Genomic DNA, 17,883 nt, shown 5'->3' with positions numbered 1-17,883 from the left:
ATGGTTGGTGGCTCCCTATCTTTGCTGCCATCAACGAATAAGCATGACACGGGATCAAATCACTTACCTGGTTTTTGGAATTGTATTGGTTTTGGCTATTGTCATTGACCTGGGCCTTTTCAGTAAACGTGCCACGCATATATCGCTCAAAAAAGCTTTCTGGGTGAGTGTGTTCTGGGTAGCGCTGGGATTGAGCTTTGGCGTTTTTATCTGGTTCGAGCTGGGCAAGGAAATGGCCCTTGAATACATAAGCGCTTACCTGATGGAGAAAAGCCTGAGTATTGATAATATTTTTGTTTTTATTCTCCTGTTCAATTTCTTCTATGTTAAAGAGGATTATTATGCCCGGGTATTGCTGATCGGGATATTGATGGCCATCGTGTTCAGGGTATTGTTCATCACAGTGGGTGTGGAGTTGGTGAACCGTTTCCATTGGGTATTGTATATTTTCGGGGCCTTCCTTATCTGGACGGGTTATAAAATGTTTACCCACGATAATAAGACCGATTTTAATCCGGCTGATAGTCCTGTATATAAATGGTTGCGCAGGTTTTTACCCATTACTATGGAAGACTTTGGGGGCCGGTATATTGTGCGGGTAGATGGCAAGCGGATGTACACATCCCTGTTTGTGGTGGTGATCATGCTGGCCACTACCGATATTGTATTTGCGGTAGATTCCATTCCCGCAGTAATGGGTATCTCCACCCATATCCTGGTCATTTATACCAGTAATATCTTTGCTATCCTGGGTCTTCGTTCCCTGTTCTTTTTGCTCAAGGGAGCGGTGGATAAATTCAGTCATCTTCAGCAGGGGATTGCCTTTGTGCTCATTTTCATTGGCCTTAAGATGCTGGTGGAGATCTTCCATATAAAAGTGCCGATCTATGTATCCCTGCTGGTGATCCTGGTAAGCATTGCGGCTTCGATGGTTTATTCAGTAGCTCTTGCCAACAGGGCAAAGAATAACGGGAATGATGCAGGCCATGACAGGGACCTACACTAATAACATGAAATACCACTTAGAAGATATTGTTGCCATTGTGAAGGGGAAGCTGTTGCAGCAGCACGGGAATGCGTTGATTGAACAGTTGCTTACCGACAGCAGGAAGCTGATCTTTCCGGATACTTCCCTGTTCTTTGCGATCAAAGGTCCCCGGCGCGACGGGCATAGTTTCCTGGAACCCCTGTATGAAAAGGGCGTACGGAATTTTGTAGTGAGTGAACCGGCGGATACTGCCCTGTTGCCCGAAGCGAATATTATACAGGTAAAAGATGTATTGCAGGCCTTGCAGTTACTGGCGGCGCACCACCGCAAACAGTTTTCCATACCGGTGATCGGTATTACGGGCAGTAACGGTAAGACGATCGTGAAGGAATGGCTGAACCAGTTGCTGGAAGAACAGTATACCATTATCCGCAGCCCGCGCAGCTATAATTCACAGATCGGTGTGCCCCTGAGCGTATGGCCCATGAATGATACGCATGAGCTGGGCATTTTTGAAGCGGGCATATCACAGAGTGGCGAAATGGACCGGCTGCAAAAGATCATTCAGCCAACCATCGGCATATTTACCAATATCGGCGAGGCACATAGTGAAGGGTTTTTAAACCTGCGGCAAAAGGTGAATGAAAAGCTATGGTTGTTTACCCATGTCAAAACGCTGATCTATTGTAAGGATGCGCCGGAGATCAATGAAGGCGTGGCCACGCTGTGGCAGCAGTTCAATAAAGGCGGCAAAGGGAGTTTTGAGATATTCAACTGGAGCACGGTAACAGAAGCCACCGTGCAGGTGCTTACTGTTTTTAAGGATAACGGCGCTACCCTCATCACGGCCTTGTATAAAGAGCAAACGATTTCCATTACGATACCCTTTACCGATGATGCGTCGGTAGAGAATGCCATCCATTGCTGGTGTGTGTTGTTACACCTGGAAGTGATGCCGGCTGTTATTGCGCAAAAGATGCTGCAACTGGGGCCGGTGGCCATGCGGCTGGAAATGAAAAAGGGCATTAATAATTGTTCTGTTATTAATGACAGCTATAGTGCCGACCTTAGCTCTTTTAATATTGCATTGGATTTCCTGTCGCAGCAGCGGCAGCATGCGCGGAAAACGGTGATCCTGTCGGACATTTTGCAGAGTGGCCGCAATGAAAAGGAGTTGTACAAGGAAGTAGCGCAGGCCCTGCAACAACGGGGCGTGACCCGGTTGATCGGTATCGGTGATAAGATGATGCAGCACCAGGCCATCTTCCGGCTGGCCACCATACCCGAACTGGCCTTTTATCCGACAGCAGATGCATTGCGACATGATTTTAGCCATATCCCTTTCCGGGATGAGACGATCCTGCTGAAAGGGGCCCGGGTATTTGAACTGGAGCAGATTGACCGCCTGTTGGAACAGAAGGTACACCAAACGGTACTGGAAATAGACCTGAATGCACTGGCGCATAACCTGAAGCAATACCAGCAGTTATTAAAGCCGTCTACCAGGCTCATGGCCATGGTGAAGGCATTTTCCTATGGCAGCGGCAGCTATGAGATTGCCAACGCCCTGCAATTCCATAAGGTAGATTACCTCGCCGTGGCTTATGCCGATGAAGGGGTGGAGCTGCGCAAAGGAGGCATTAACCTGCCCATTATGGTGATGAATGCCGATGAGTCGGGTTTTGATGTGCTGGTGCAATATAATCTTGAGCCCGACCTGTATTCGCCGGGTCTGCTGCAGGCATTTGAGACCTTCCTGAAAAGAGAAGGCATCCGCCGCTTTCCCGTGCATATTGAACTGGAAACAGGCATGAACCGGCTGGGCTTTTCACCGGCAGAGCTGCCGGTACTGCTGGAAGCGCTGAAAGGCGATACATTTACAGTGAAGAGTGTATTCAGTCACCTGGCGGCCAGTGAAGAGAAGCAGCACGATGCTTTTACACAGCAGCAGGCGGCCATGTTCCATTCCATGGTGGAAGCCATCCAGGAAGTTTTAAGTTATCCTTTTTTGCGACATATAGCCAATACAGCCGGCATTGCCCGGCACCCCGATCTGCAACTGGATATGGTAAGGCTGGGTATCGGGCTCTATGGTATAGACAGTGGCGATACGCATAAGCTGGAATTGAAAGAAGTGTCTACACTGATTGCCACCATTGCACAGATCAAGCAATTGAAAGAGGGGGAAACAGTGAGTTATGGCCGCAAGGGCGTAGTAAACCGGGATACCAGGGTGGCTACGGTGCGCATTGGATATGCCGACGGTTATCCCCGCAACCTCAGCAATGGCGCAGGCAAAATGTGGGTGAAAGGAATGCTGGCGCCGGTGATCGGAACAGTGTGTATGGATATGGTCATGATAGATATTACAGGTATTCCGCATGTGCAGGAAGGTGATGAGGTTGTCTTGTTTGGCCGGGAGCTGCCGGTAAGCCAGGTGGCGCATTGGGCGCAAACGATTCCGTATGAGATGCTTACAGGTATTTCCCAGCGGGTAAAACGGGTGTATTTTGAAGAGTAAAAACCCCTGTTTTTAGCGGTAAACTCAAGGGTGAATGCCTTATCTTTGAAAACTAAACTTTTTGTACGGTGAAGATCAGAACGGTCGCTTTAATCATTATTGGTATCATAGCAGTGGACCAGGTGTTGAAGATCTGGGTGAAGACCTCCATGAATTATGGGGAGCAAATACCTTTGATTGGTAAATGGTTCCGCCTTTTCTTCATTGAGAATGAAGGGATGGCCTGGGGCTGGAAATTTGGCGGGGAATGGGGTAAGCTGGCGCTCACCTTATTCAGGCTGGTAGCTGTGATCTTCGGTGTTTTCTATATCCGTAGCATCGTACGTAAAAAATACCACCGGGGGTTCATTATCTGTGTGGCTATGATCTTTGCCGGTGCATTAGGCAACCTGATAGACAGCATGTTCTATGGTCTCATTTTCTCTCCCAGTGATGATGGCCTGCCCCTGGCGAAGTTGTTCCCGGCAGGTGGCGGATATGCCAGTTTTTTACATGGCAAGGTGGTAGATATGATCTATGTGCCCATTATTGAAAACAAAGTGCTTCCTTCCTGGATACCGTTCTGGGGCGGAGAACGCTTTACTTTCTTTTCTCCCATTTTTAATATTGCCGATGCATCTATTTCAGTAGGTGTTATTGTCATATTGTTGTTTCAGCGACGTTTCTTTAAAAAACATCCGCACGAGGACCCACGTACTACAGTCGAAACCAACTCTCCTGTCAACGATACCGTACAAGTATTGTAAAGGACTCCGGCAGAGGGTGGTTGACCGACTCATTTTTATTCCGGTTCAACGGGTTTATGGGGTGTAGCCTTGATTTACCAGGGCAAAATCCATCGTCCTATGCCGACCTATTAAACCCGTGGATATGAAACAAATACAAAACCTTGTCGTACTATTGGCCATGCTGGCTGGTGTACTGATTTCCTCCTGCCAGAAAGAAAAAAGCCTTGAAAATGGTGGCGGCGGTCTGTTAGGCCCTGCAGCCTGGGAGTTTAAGGAAGGCAATGCCCAGTTCAAGGGCAATATGGATACGGCCTATACTACCAGCAACGGGGGTGTTACCACCCTTACCCTGGAGGGCAGTACTGTAGATCAGAAAGGCCTTTTTTACATGGAGATCATATCTCCAAACATTACTACTGCTACTTATTTAAACCCCGCGATAGTATTTGAATACTACGTAGATGGAGCGCTGTTGTACAGTAACGATCCACAGTCGGCCAATCAATTCACAGTTGTTATTACTGCCATTGATAATGCAGGGGTTACCGGCACGTTTAGCGGCGAAGTAGAAGATGCTGCCGGCAACGTGAAGACCATTACCAATGGAAAGTTCACGGGAAAGTTTGCTACCACGCCCCCTCCGGCTGGCAATGGGCAATTGATGTTATGGGCCCAATCGGGATGTGCTACTGAATTGATCGTACTGGTAAACGGGCAGAAAGATACGATTACGACCTACCATCCTGCTGCACCATCCTGTGGCGCAGCCGGTACAGCTTTCTATACCCTGCCTGCCGGCGCCTATACCTGGAAAGCCGTTTGTGCAGGTTCTACCGATACGGTTTCGGGTAATGTAACTGTTACTGCCGGTAGTTGTACAGCGCAGGAAGTGAATATGACCGTGAATCCCAATCCTACCACCTGTAAGATCAGTGACCTGGCCAGCTATGACCTGCCTACCGGTGATAAGATCGGCTCCATCACCAGTACTTTTAATGCGCAGAACCAGGTATCCAAAACACAGTTGATTGACAGTACGGTGCAGCCTGCCAATGTGGAAGCGGAGTTTATCTTTGGCTATGCGGCGTCGCGCATTGATGTAGGAGGCGGTCAATATTTCGACCTGGAACCAGGCGGACGTATTAGCTCATTCCATGGTTATTCGGACCCTACCGACAATACCTCGGGTGAAGTGATCATCACGTATACGTATGATGCCGCCGGCTATATGTCAAAAGCTTCGCTGGCGTTCAAAGCTTTTCCTGCGATACCCATATATGAATATACCTATACATGGAGTGGCGGCAATCTTACCAAGGCAGTTATAACCCCGATGATAACAGGAATAGGCGGAAAGATAGAGGTGGAATATCAATATAACCTGGCCACACAGGCAAAAGGATTCCTGGCCTTCCATCCCAGCCCGGAGATCACTTTGTTCCAGAACGCGATCAATTTTGGTAAGAATTCAGCGAACCTTCCGACGAAATCAACCTGGAAATATTTTAAAGAAGATGGCACGCCGGATGGCGCCGATGATGTTGCTGACTTCAAGAACTATACTTATGATGGCAACAGCTATATCAGGAGCTTTGAGATCACAGGAAGCGGATCAGTGTACGGAGGAGATATTAAGCACGTACTTTCTTATAAATGCTTTTAGAATAGCCTGAAGTCTGTAAAGACAGAAAGTCCGGAAGAAAGACAGCTTGCATTACAAGCGCTTTCTTCCGGACTTTCCGGTTTATGACCTTTCAAACCTTATTACTGTTGCTCTAATTTGAGCACCTGTTTATTGATGATCTTATCTTTTAACTGCACCCGCAGGGTATACATCCCTTTACTAAAGCCTTCCAGCCCGTGCAGGGTTACCGGGTTTACGCCGCTTATAAAAGATTCCCGGCTGTGTTTTACCAACCTGCCCAGGGCATCAGTCAGGGTAATCATGGCGGTCCCTTTTTCGGTGCTCACTATTTCGAAACTGATCTTATTGGTGAACGGGTTTACCAGTGAGCGGATGCCCGGTTCCGGTTTATTGCTCACCATCACCAGCCGGCTGTAGGTATGGCTGCTTCTTTCGATTGTCTTAAGGCGATAAAGGACTGTGCCGGATACTGCAGTGGGATCAGTGAAATTGTAAGTGGCTCCCATACCGGCAGCCCGGGCATTGACCGTGCCTATTTTATGGAAGTGGGTGCCATCATCACTGCGTTCAACATCAAAAACAGCCCCTGCCTCTTCATTTTCTGTAGTCCACCAGAGGGCGGTATAACCGTTCCGGAGCTGCCCGCTGAATGATAATAATTTAGTGTTTAATACATAGCAGGTGCTGAACCGCACTACCACGATAGTATTGTTGCTGAAAGAGCAATCAGGATTGGTAAGGTTGGCAAGAGAGGAGGCCACCTTTATGCGGTACAGGGTTCCGCTATCAGCGAGTGTTCCCACGAATGAAGGATAGGTGGCCGTATATTCATAGGCGCTGCCATTATATACAGGCGTGCCTGTGCCGGATGTGCCGGTGCTGCTCCAGGTAGTACCTCCATTGGTACTTCTTTCCCATACCCAGTTTACATAACTATTAAAGTAAGAGCTGACCTCAGAGAAAATATCTATCTGCTGGCCTACGCAGGCGGCTACGCTGGGGCCTGGCAACATATTGAGGTCGGGGTTACAGGTTACCAGGGCGATATCGTCAATGGCCCAGTCATTACCGCCACCACCGGAAGCATTGTTGCGGATGGAAATGGTAATGGAAGTTTGCGCCGGGCCTGTGGTGAACATAAATCCTTTTTTCATCCAGCCTACAGTGTCTATTTCCCCGGAAGAGTACCGGTCGAGCCCGTCAATAACGAATGTTAAATTGGGATTTACACCTGGTCTCCAGGTTTGCACCCTATTCGAGTCGATACCGCAATTGGTACACACGTTGCGTACCCACAGCGAAAACTCGTAAGAGGTATTGGGGCAAAGACCTGTTAGAAATTGCCGGTAAGCCTCACTGGTGGGATAAGCGGCATTGACCACCAGCATATAACCACCCCGGGTGCCGGGCGCCACAGGTGGATTACCGGCTGGTGTGGTACTGCCGGTATGATCACCGATGATGTCCCAGTGGCCCTGCCACATCCTGTTTTCGCAGGCTGCGGGCGCTAAAGGCGGTGTTGCTGCGGCGGCACAGAATGGTTTTTTCGTGGCATCCTGGAAAGTGCTGGCCGAAGGGCTCAGGTTATTCACCACGATGTAGTTACCATCGCCTGTATTATTGGCATAGGTAAGCGGCGAATAATTATAGTTGGGGATCGCGAAGGTAGGTGCATAAGAACGGTTTTGGGTAGTACCGCTGTCAAAAGTACCACCGGCTTCGGCTACGAAGTTCCTGCCCACTGCATTCGGGCAAATAGGAATGTTATCAGAGATCAGGATCTTGTATTGAATGGCCTGTATAATGCTATCCGGGTCGCCGCTCACATTCCTGGCTTTAAACCGCAACTGGCCGGCGCCCAGGGTAATGGTATCTCCTATATTACCGGTTACCCGTACCCTGAATGCCGTGGTAACCAGCATACCGCCGCCAACATACGGTTTATCTTGTCCCGATCCTCCGGTCCTCAGGTAGCTGGCGCCTGTAGAACTGGTGGCCGTATTATTGGCAGGGTTGGTAGCCGTACGGCCGATGTTGATCCGCACATTGTATTGTCCTGCAGGCGGTGTTGCCAGGTAAGTGCCGGGGTCCGTATCTGCAGCATTTGTCCATCGCTTATACGTTAATCCTTCATTGGTAATCAGCCGCAGCGAATCGCCAATATAGGTAGTGTTGGTAGGTATGTTGTCAACATACCGCACGAAGTACACAATATTGGAGTTATAGTTCTGCGGGAAAAAGAAGTTGGCGCGTATCTCCAATGTATCTCCGTTCTGTACGGTGCCACCTGCTGTTTTTTTAGAAATGTTCACATAACTGTTCCCGAATCTAACCTGCGCTTGCAGGGAGGTTGCTGTGAACAGTATGACCAGCAGGAACATAGTGATCCTGCTGAGAAAAGGCGTAAGGTTTGGGTACATAACAACTATAGGTTTTCTGAAGGTTTAGGATTTTTAGGGTTTTTATTTAGGGTCCGGATTTTATTAATCGTTTGGTAATAACCTGTTCCTGCTGCTGTACCTGCATGATGTATACACCAGCCGGTAACTTATCCAGCTTTGTCAGTTCCAGCACATTGAATCCTTTTTGTACCTGGATGTTCATTTGCTTCACGGGTCTTCCGTAAGTGTCCATCAGTACTATAGTAGCAGGCCCGTCGCCGGGTGTTATCAATTCAAAATTGATCCGTTCCCGGAAAGGGTTCACCAATGATTTAATAGCAAAATTCATATCCCCGTTACTGAGCATAATGATCTTGCTGTAGCCGAAAGTCTTTTCATTCCTTATCCGGATGCGGTAATACCGGTCGCGGGTAAGAGGGGCAGGGTCGGTAAAATGATACGTATTCACGCCGCTTAAATCACTCTGCATGGTACCCACTTTGGTGAAATGGGTCCTGTTGTCACTGCTTTCTATTTCAAAAATGGTTCCCGGAATTTCATTATTGGTAGTCCACTGCAGGTTGGCCAGCCCATTGACCTGCTTTCCCGAGAAAGCCTGGATATCAGTAAGCGGCAGTACAGCACAGTCCTGGCTGGTCAATTGTATATGTGTACCGGCTACGAAGGAACAACTGTTATTGTCCAGGTTGGCCACCGTAGAGGCAATGCGGATACGGTATCGCACATTGTCAATGCTACTGTCGGCGAGGAAAGTAGGGTACTCGGCCCGGTATTCATATTCGCCGGCATTCAGTTGGGGATTGCCTGTTCCGCTGACGCCTGTATTGCTCCAGGTAGCGCCGCCATCTGTACTTCTTTCCCAACGCCAGTGAATGTAATTGGGAAAATAACAGCGGATGTTGGCAAACATATCAACGGCCTGCCGCATACATACCTGCATGGAAGGTGATGGTTGCAGGTCAAGGTTCGGTGTACAGGTGGCCAGCGTTACATCATCAATGGCCCAGTCGTTACCACCACCGCCGGCTGCATTGTTGCGGATGGTGATGGTAAAAGAAGTTTGTGCGGGGCCGGTAAGGTATACAAATCCTTTCTTCACCCACTGGCCGGTATATTTCAGGTTACCACTGGTATAATAGTCTACCCCGTCAATGACAAACGTGAGGTTGGGGTTTACGCCCGATGAATCGGGACCATTAAAACTGGTATTGGGAATTCCGTTGTTATAGGAAGGGTCGCCGGTTGAATCGCAACCACAATATTCGCACACATTTTTAAACCAGGCCGAAAACTCATAATAAGTATTGGGGCATAAGCCGCCAATCGTTTGTTGTATCGCGTTGCTGTTGGCGTAAGCAGCGTTAATCGCTACGAAATAACCGCCATTGGCGCCCGGCGCTACCGGCAGGTTACCGGTCAAAGGATCGGTGGCCCCGGTATGATCCCCCATGATATCCCACACCGAATGCACGCGGTTGGTGCCATTGGGGATGGGTGAGTTGGGGTCGGTATTGCCCGAAGGGCTGAGGTTGTTCACAATACAGTAGTAACCATCATTGGGCTGGCCGGTGGCTACATTCTGACGAATGAAGCCGGGCACGATTGCAGAGACTGCCCTGTTTTGTGTGAACCCGCTTCCAAATGTGCCGCCATAATCAATGACTGCATTGGCGCCGATGGCATTGGGACATAAGCCCGCATTCGCTTTCAGGGCAGCCTGGTAGGGGCTGCAGGGACGCGATTGATTGACAGTACTGTTGTTGCGGAAATAAAATGATCCGCCCCGTATATTGATCAGGGTACCGTAAGCCAACCCGGTATTAACCTGTACCCTGAAGGAAGCCGATAGGATACAGGTGTTGCCAAAGAAAGAAGGTCTTCCCCGGTTGGATTGAATGGTGCCGCCGTCGGGCGCTGCCCAGGGTGTGGTATTGGTGCAATTGCCGCCGGGGTTAACAGCTCCGCCATTGTTGTAGGTGCTGCCAAGGTTGATGCGCAGGTAACCTGCGGGGTTAAAGTAAGCAGGGTCATCCCCGGATGCATCTGAATAGGATTTAAAACTCAATCCTTCATTGGTCAGGATCTTTAAGGATCCTGGAATGTAGGTGGTATTGGCGGGTATGGTATCTACGTAGTGCACGCGTGTAATATTTCCGGCGCTTACGGCGATGGTGGCCCGTATTTCAAGCGTGTCTCCGGGTTCGATGGTGCCACCGTTAAGGCCTTTGGTGATGTTTACATAGCTTTTGCCAGTTTGAACAGTTGCCTGTGCCTCTGCTTTCCTTAGTAACGCTAATAAACATATGCACAGCAGTAATGGTTGTACTGGTAAATATGTTTTCATAAGTATGGATTTGTGCTAATACAAGCACTATGGTTAAACGTAAATGTATAATAATAGTGTCAACGCTACAATCGTAGATATACTAAGCCCAGAGCGGGTTTCAGCTATTGTTTTACCCGGCGGAAATTGCAATATTCGTGTGGTAAAGATCATAATCGCTTGTACCTAAACCTAAACCTGATCTATGAAACCCCATATCCTAAGGTTATTCTTTCTTGTTATATTTTTTCCTCATATTGCAAACGCTCAGGGAGAACCTTTTACAAAAACTGTATTGAATACAAAGCCCGCTACGGCTTATTATCTCGCCCACCCTTTTGATATCGTGTACGGGCCAGACAATTACTTATATATTACAGAAAAAGTTGGGCGTATCGTCCGGGTGGATACAGGAACGGGTCTGCAGCAGATCATCCTTGATATACGGAGTAGTGTAACTCTTAATATCTCCAGGAACGGGAGTGGTGCTGCTACCGGTATCGGGCAGAATGGAATGCTGGGGCTGGCGCTGCATCCTGGATTTGGGAAAGGCACCAACCAGGATTCCATCTTTGTTGCCTATAGCTATAATGCCACCAGTATCAGGATTGTTCGCTACAAATACAATGGCGGCGCTTCGCCTTCCCTCACAAATCCACTGACGCTTATACAAGGCATTCCTGCTGGTGGTGACCACAGCACCGGCCGTTTGATCGTGGGCGCCGATAATAAACTATATTATTCCTGTGGCGACCTGGGCAATAACCAGTTTGCTAACCGGTGCACGCAAATACGTTCACAGATGCTGCCTACCCAGGCCAATATTGATGCAGCGACCTATACATTATATTCCGGTAAGATATTACGACTCAATTTCGATGGTTCTATTCCCGGTGATAATCCTTTATGGAATGGCGTACGCAGCCATATTTATACCATCGGTCACAGAAATCCGCAGGGACTGGTATGGGAAAAAAATCCTTCCGGTGGTTATACTTTCCCGGTATTAACGCCGGGTGGCAAGCTCTTCAGCTCAGAACACGGACCCAATACCGATGATGAGGTAAATAGCATTGAAAGTGGCAGGAATTATGGCTGGCCTTATATAGCAGGAGATACAGATGAAGTAAACTACCAATATGTAAACTGGTCTTCGGCTACGAACTGCAGTAGTTACAGCTTTGTGGAAAGCCCTTTTTATATTCCTGGCAACGCTACCGTGATGCAGGAAAAAAGCGCCCCGGCCAGTGTAAAGGCTAATTTCAAAAAACCTCTGGTAAAAGCCTATACGGTTTGTACGCCTTTGCCGGCTACTCAATGTGAAATAGCCAATGGATGGCTGAAATATCCCACCATTGCGCCTTCCAGTGTTGAGTATTATCACCTGAACAGTGGCAGGGGTATTCCCAACTGGTATCCTTCCTTATTGGTGGCTACCCTGCGCACAGGAACAATATTCCGGTACCGGCTCAATGCCACTAAAGACGCTATTATCGGTGATTCTATCCGGTACTTTAAGTCAGTCAACCGGTATCGTGATATCGCCCTCAGCCCCGATGGAAAAATATTTGTTATAACCGATAGCATTGGCTCTACTTCAGGCCCCAGTGGTAATGACCTGACAAACCTGGAGAATAAAGGCTCTATCCTGGTATTTCAATACCAGGGTATTACCCTGCCCATCCGGGAACGCCCTGTCGTTGACCGCCCCCAATATGTGACCAATGTATATCCCAATCCTGCTACTACCCAGATAGTGGTGGAGACAGAGCCTGCGGTGCAGAAGCCTATCCGCTGCCGTTTAGTGGATATTACCGGCAGGCTGGTGATGGATGAAAAAACAACCAAAAGTAATTTCAGTATTGACGTAGCGCATTTTAAAAGAGGGGTGTATATACTGAAATTGTATAATGGGTACGGCGCCGAAGTAAGAATGGATAAGATTATTTTACAATAGATAGAAGCGGTCATCTTCTCTTTATACCGGTCCGGGTGAATATTCACCCGGACCGGTTCAAACAGTTACACATATCGTAAAACGATTTCCTGATTCCGTAAACAGAATCACTCCCCAGCCTTTTCCTTTGCACCCGGAAATTTCCTTCTCCTATTTAAATATGTATGCGTTTCGTTTCACCTGCCTCCAGGCAGGTATTGCTTTCCAATGAAGTTACATGAGATATCCTCCTGGTTATAGTTTTAATAAACCGATAAAAATGAATATTAAGCGACTCTTTGTGACGGTATGTTGTGTATTCCTGTGTACAGGCTCCTGGTTATATGCACAGGAAAGCGGCTCCCTGCGTGGTAAGATTGTTACTTCCGATGGCAAGCCTGCTGCAGGGGTAACTGTTATGCTGTCGGGAAAAACACGGGCTACCGCCACCAATGAAATGGGTGAATACAAAATGAATGGTATTAAGCCGGGCGATTATGTGATCATGATATCCTCCGTTGAATTGAAGCCGGCAGAAAAGAATATTACCATCAGGCAAGGTGAAACAACTGACTGTGATTTTGTGCTGACAGAGAATGAGGCCTACCTGGAGGAAGTGGTGATTGCAGCAGGGAAAAATAAGTTCAACGCAAAAGGGAGTCCTACAGTGGCCAAGATGCCGCTATCCAGGTTGGAAAACCCACAAGTATATACTACCATCACGAGGGCATTGTTGAGAGAGCAACTGACCACCGATTTTGGCAATGCACTTAGGAATACACCCGGCCTGTACAAGATACAGGGCAACCGGGGTATCAATACAGATGGCGCCTCTTATTATTCGCTCAGGGGCTTCCGCACAGAGGTATCTATGGTGGATGGCGTGCCGGGACAAACAAACGGAGAATATGATCCTGCCTCCATTGAAAGGATTGAAGTACTGAAAGGACCCTCTGCCACTTTATTCGGCGGTGCGCTTACTTCCTTCGGTGGTTTGGTGAATATTATTACCAAAAGACCACTGGACACGCTCGGTGGGGAAATCGCCTACAGCACCGGCAGCTTTAATCTCAACCGGGTGACGGCTGATATTTATGGCCCGCTTAATAAAGACAAGAATGTATTGTTCCGGCTGAATGCAGCTTACCACCACCAGCTCAGTTTCCAGGATGCCGGTTTCAGGAAGACAATGTTTATTGCACCCTCCCTGGAGTTGCGCGCCAGCGAAAGGTTGCGGATTAACCTGAATGCCGATTTCTATAACGGGGAAGCTACCAGTCCCGCTGTTATCTTCCTTAACCGTACCCGGCAGTTTGTGGCCCACACACCGGCTGAGTTAAACTTCGACTGGAGCCGCTCTTATACCAGTAATGACCTTACTATCAAAACACCTACCGTGAATGTACGGGCGGTGGGAACGTACAGGATATCTGATAACTGGACCTCACAAACTATTATTTCCAACAATACCCGCAAGACCGATGGGTATTACCAGTACCAGTTTATCCGCAAGGCAACGGATGATTCCCTGGAGCGCAATGTAAGCTATCAGAACACGGTTAACACAGCGCTGGATGTGCAGCAGAACTTCACGCATGATATTAAAATGGGTCAATTCAGGAGCCGGCTCCTGGTGGGGCTTGATTACCTGCGGCTGAAAGTGAACAATGACAACTCTCCCTATATTGTTTTTGATTTTGTAAACGGCTTGTTGAAAAACGATCCCAACTATACCAAAATATCCCGTGCCGCAGTAGATCAGAAGATAGCTGCGAGTACAGCGGCTGCTACCCGCAACCACAGTACTACCCAGATCTATAGCGCTTATGCAGCCGATGTGCTGACGTTCATGGATCAATTGTCGTTGCTATTAAGCCTGCGGGTAGACCGCTTTGACAGCAAGGGTACCCTTAACCATGCCACCAATACAGTAATAGCCAACAGCGATTATCAGCAAACGGCTGTATCGCCCAAGGTAGGACTGGTGTATGAGATCGTCAAAGACCAGGTGGCTGTATTTGGCAATTATATGAATGGCTTTAGCAACGTAGCGCCTGTTACCCAGCCCTTGCCTGATATTTCCGGCACCTTTAAGCCACAGCAGGCCAACCAGTTTGAAGGAGGTGTAAAAGCAGCACTCTTTGGCAACAGGCTGAATGTTACCGCCAGCTATTATGATATCAAGGTGGATAATATTACCCGGGTGGATGTGATAGAGCGGGAAGGCGTGAATTATAATGTAACCGTACAGGATGGCACCCAAACCAGCAAGGGTTATGAACTGGAAGTGATTGCCAATCCTGTTTCCGGATTGAATATTATAGCAGGTTATGCACATAACGACAGCAAGCTCACCAAGACAACGGCTGCCTTACAGGGCAGACGGCCTGCCGCTGCAGGGCCTGCCGATCTGGCCAATTGCTGGATCAGCTATTCTTTATTCAAAGGGAAGTTAAGAGGGCTGGGTATTGGCGTAGGCGGTAATTATAACGGTAAGCATTTAACTGCCAACTCTGCCGCTACAGGCGTATTCACTTTCCCATCCTATACGCTGCTGAATGCAACAGCCTTCTATGAAACAAAATGGTACCGCCTGGGCATTAAGTTCGACAACCTTACAGATGAACAATATTTTATTGGCCAGGGCGTGATGAGTGTACAAATGCCTGCCAATGTCATTGCCAATATTGCGATCAAGTTGTAACAATAATTGTTACTGGTTACTGTGTAAAAAAATGGGGCTGATCAATTGATCAGCCCCATTTTTTATCATCCAATTCGTGCAATTCGTGTTATATCTTGCCCACCATCTTCGCCGGTACCACCCATTCATCAAACTGCTCGGGGGTTACATAACCCAACTTCACGGCCATCTCTTTCAGGGTAGTGCCTTCTTTGTGTGCTTTCTGTGCAATCTCAGCCGCCTTGTAATAGCCGATCTTCGTATTGAGGGAAGTTACCAGCATCAGGCTGTTGTCTACGTGCTTCTTAATATTTTCCTCAATCGGGGCCAGTCCTTCAGCGCATTTATCATTAAAGCTTATACAACCTTCACCGATGAGACGGGCGCTGTGCAGGAAGTTAAAAATCATCACCGGCTTGAATACATTCAGCTCAAAGTGGCCGGTAGCGCCGCCTATATTAATGGCTACATCATTACCCAGCACCTGTGCTGCGATCATGGTGAGCGCCTCACATTGGGTAGGGTTTACCTTGCCGGGCATAATGGAGGAACCGGGTTCATTATCCGGAATAAACAGTTCGCCAATGCCGCTGCGCGGGCCTGAGCTCAGCATGCGTATATCATTGGCAATCTTCATCAGGCTCACCGCTACTGTTTTCAGGGCGCCGTGGGCTTCCACGATGGCATCATGTGCTGCCAGTGCTTCAAACTTATTCTCGGCCGTTACAAAAGGCAGACCGGTTAATGCGGCAATATGTTTGGCCACATTCACATCATAGCTTTCCGGTGTATTGATACCGGTACCTACGGCTGTACCGCCCAGGGCCAGCTCACTCAGGTGGGCCAATGAATGTTTGATCGCTTTTAAGCCATGGTTCAGTTGGGATACATACCCGCTGAACTCCTGCCCTACGGTCAAAGGCGTGGCATCCATAAAGTGCGTACGGCCAATTTTCACCACGTTCATGTATTGTTTGCTCTTGGCAGCCAGTGTATCGCGCAGCTTTTCAATGCCGGGAATGGTTACATCCACCAGCATCTTGTAAGCAGCAATGTGCATGGCAGTGGGGAAAGTATCGTTGGAGGATTGTGATTTATTTACATCATCATTGGGATGCAGGAACTTGTCTTTATCAGTGAGCTTGCCACCTTTGATCACATGACCGCGGTAGGCTACTACTTCATTCACATTCATATTGGATTGCGTACCGGAACCGGTTTGCCATACTACCAGCGGAAAATAAGCATCCAGTTTTCCGGCCAGTATCTCATCACATACCTGTCCTATCAGGTCAGCTTTTTCTTTGGGTAATACCCCCGCTTCAAAATTGGTAATGGCGGCAGCTTTTTTCAGGTAGGCAAACGCACGGATAATTTCTTTCGGCATCTTATTCGTATCCTGTGCAATCTTGAAATTCTCAATGCTGCGTTGGGTCTGTGCACCGTATAAGGCATCGGCAGGCACCTGCACCTCACCCATGGTATCTTTTTCAATGCGATAATCCATAAACAAAAAAATTTGTGGGCAAAGGTAGGCGGATTACGCTTTAGTGCACGATTAATTCGCTTTTTAATACCACGTTCTCATAAGGGATGTCTTCCTGGTTGGTTTTGGTATTCAATAGTTTGAATAACAGTTCGGTAGCCCTGGCGCCCTGGTCGTAAGGGAACTGCTCTACCGAAGCAATGGGCGGGTAGTCCAGGTACCTGGTAAGCGATACATTGGCATAGCTTACAAAGCTGATGTCTTTATCAATGCGCAGCTTTTGCTGCCGGGCATAATAGATGGCATCCATGGCCACATAATCATTAAATACCAATACGGCTGTAGGCTTTTTCTTTTTGCTCAGCAGTTTGTCCAATGCCTCCTGGGTGCTGGCTGTAGAAAGGTCTGTGCTCACGATCAGCGATTCATCTGCCGGTATCTTGTGTTTTTTCAGCGCTTCATAATAACCCGCCAGCCTTTCATTTTTAATACCCAGGGTAGAAGGGCCCTGCATATAGCCAATGGTCTTATGTCCTTTTTTGATGAGGAACTCTACCGCCTCAATGGAACTGTGGTACAGGTTGCAGCTTACAGAATGGACATCCGGTACATCCGGCACCCGGTCAAAAAATACCACCGGGATATCATAGCTCTTCATCTGTTCAAAATGGTCTATCTGCGTGGTGTTTTTGGAAATAGAGGCCAGTATGCCGTCTACCCGGTGTTTCTTCATCGTTTCCAGTATCCGCTTTTCATTTTCTATATCATCGTGCGACTGGCCGATCAGTACAATGTAATTGTTCTGCTGGGCAATGGCTTCAATACCATTGATCGTGGAAGAAAAGAACTCCTCGCGCAGGTTGGGCAATATCACGCCGATCGTGAAAGTTTTGCGCTGCTTGAAAAAGATAGCTGTCTGATTGGGTTCATAGTTCAGTTCTGCCGCCATCTTTTTTACCTCCATCCGTGTACGCAGACCAATGCTGGGATGATCATGCAGCGCCCGGGATACGGTGGAAATGGAAATGCTGAGCCGTTGCGCTATTTCTTTAATGGTTGGAAGTTTTTTCTCCATGGCGACGAAGATAAATTAGTAATATATTAAAAAAACAAGCAAACGATTGCATGCCTTTTCGAATATGTCGTACATAATCCGGATAATCATTAACTT

At 48.0% G+C, this 17,883-nt stretch carries 10 protein-coding genes; 6 read left to right on the top strand and 4 right to left on the bottom strand.

The features are described 5' to 3' along the window. The first annotated feature begins 43 nt into the window (after positions 1–43). From HB364_RS02145 to HB364_RS02130, 4 genes are all read left to right on the top strand, one after another. A complete protein-coding gene (locus tag HB364_RS02145) occupies positions 44–1,006 on the top strand; it encodes a TerC/Alx family metal homeostasis membrane protein (RefSeq protein WP_167286251.1) in 963 nt (320 codons plus the stop codon). A gap of 4 nt (positions 1,007–1,010) precedes the next feature. Further along, positions 1,011–3,509 carry a bifunctional UDP-N-acetylmuramoyl-tripeptide:D-alanyl-D-alanine ligase/alanine racemase gene (locus HB364_RS02140; RefSeq protein WP_246228283.1) on the top strand — a complete coding sequence of 833 codons (2,499 nt, stop codon included), beginning with the start codon at positions 1,011–1,013 and terminating at the stop codon, positions 3,507–3,509. Between the two features lie 68 nt (positions 3,510–3,577). Then, entirely contained in the window at positions 3,578–4,255 is a 678-nt protein-coding gene (locus tag HB364_RS02135) for a lipoprotein signal peptidase (RefSeq protein WP_167286250.1), read from the top strand. Positions 4,256–4,379: 124 nt separating this feature from the next. Continuing rightward, a complete protein-coding gene (locus HB364_RS02130) occupies positions 4,380–5,900 on the top strand; it encodes a hypothetical protein (RefSeq protein ID WP_167286249.1) in 1,521 nt (506 codons plus the stop codon). Positions 5,901–6,001: 101 nt separating this feature from the next. Here the strand turns inward: HB364_RS02130 and HB364_RS02125 are convergent, their stop codons facing one another. Both HB364_RS02125 and HB364_RS02120 read right to left on the bottom strand, forming a co-directional pair. Then, entirely contained in the window at positions 6,002–8,302 is a 2,301-nt protein-coding gene (locus tag HB364_RS02125; RefSeq protein WP_167286248.1) for a T9SS type A sorting domain-containing protein, read from the bottom strand. Between the two features lie 46 nt (positions 8,303–8,348). Then, on the bottom strand, positions 8,349–10,628 hold the full coding sequence (locus HB364_RS02120) for a T9SS type A sorting domain-containing protein (RefSeq protein WP_167286247.1): 2,280 nt from the start codon (positions 10,626–10,628) through the stop codon (positions 8,349–8,351). A 274-nt stretch (positions 10,629–10,902) separates the two neighbouring features. Between HB364_RS02120 and HB364_RS02115 the strand changes: the two genes are divergently transcribed. Then, a complete protein-coding gene (locus HB364_RS02115; protein WP_167286246.1) occupies positions 10,903–12,564 on the top strand; it encodes a PQQ-dependent sugar dehydrogenase in 1,662 nt (553 codons plus the stop codon). Positions 12,565–12,823: 259 nt separating this feature from the next. Beyond that, positions 12,824–15,247: a TonB-dependent receptor gene (locus HB364_RS02110; RefSeq protein WP_167286245.1), complete on the top strand. Its 2,424-nt coding sequence runs from the start codon at positions 12,824–12,826 to the stop codon at positions 15,245–15,247. An 88-nt stretch (positions 15,248–15,335) separates the two neighbouring features. Here HB364_RS02110 and fumC read toward each other — a convergent pair whose 3' ends face one another. Both fumC and HB364_RS02100 read right to left on the bottom strand, forming a co-directional pair. After that, positions 15,336–16,733 carry a class II fumarate hydratase gene (gene fumC, locus HB364_RS02105; protein ID WP_167286244.1) on the bottom strand — a complete coding sequence of 466 codons (1,398 nt, stop codon included), beginning with the start codon at positions 16,731–16,733 and terminating at the stop codon, positions 15,336–15,338. Positions 16,734–16,773: 40 nt separating this feature from the next. Then, entirely contained in the window at positions 16,774–17,787 is a 1,014-nt protein-coding gene (locus HB364_RS02100; RefSeq protein WP_167286243.1) for a LacI family DNA-binding transcriptional regulator, read from the bottom strand. Positions 17,788–17,883 lie beyond the last annotated feature (96 nt).

It is taken from the genome of Paraflavitalea devenefica (genome assembly GCF_011759375.1).
In the GTDB taxonomy this organism is placed as follows: domain Bacteria; phylum Bacteroidota; class Bacteroidia; order Chitinophagales; family Chitinophagaceae; genus Paraflavitalea; species Paraflavitalea devenefica.
The sequence above is the reverse complement of the archived record's forward strand: the minus strand, read 5'-3'. Positions and strand labels throughout refer to the sequence as shown.

What these genes read in the sequence shown, in the direction of transcription:
- HB364_RS02145 (WP_167286251.1), top strand. Translation starts at nt 44, where the DNA reads ATGACACGGGATCAAATCACTTACCTGGTTTTTGGAATTGTATTGGTT.
- HB364_RS02140 (WP_246228283.1), top strand. Translation starts at nt 1,011, where the DNA reads ATGAAATACCACTTAGAAGATATTGTTGCCATTGTGAAGGGGAAGCTG.
- HB364_RS02130 (WP_167286249.1), top strand. Translation starts at nt 4,380, where the DNA reads ATGAAACAAATACAAAACCTTGTCGTACTATTGGCCATGCTGGCTGGT.
- HB364_RS02125 (WP_167286248.1), bottom strand. Translation starts at nt 8,302, where the DNA reads ATGTACCCAAACCTTACGCCTTTTCTCAGCAGGATCACTATGTTCCTG.
- HB364_RS02120 (WP_167286247.1), bottom strand. Translation starts at nt 10,628, where the DNA reads ATGAAAACATATTTACCAGTACAACCATTACTGCTGTGCATATGTTTA.
- HB364_RS02110 (WP_167286245.1), top strand. Translation starts at nt 12,824, where the DNA reads ATGAATATTAAGCGACTCTTTGTGACGGTATGTTGTGTATTCCTGTGT.
- fumC (WP_167286244.1), bottom strand. Translation starts at nt 16,733, where the DNA reads ATGGATTATCGCATTGAAAAAGATACCATGGGTGAGGTGCAGGTGCCT.
- HB364_RS02100 (WP_167286243.1), bottom strand. Translation starts at nt 17,787, where the DNA reads ATGGAGAAAAAACTTCCAACCATTAAAGAAATAGCGCAACGGCTCAGC.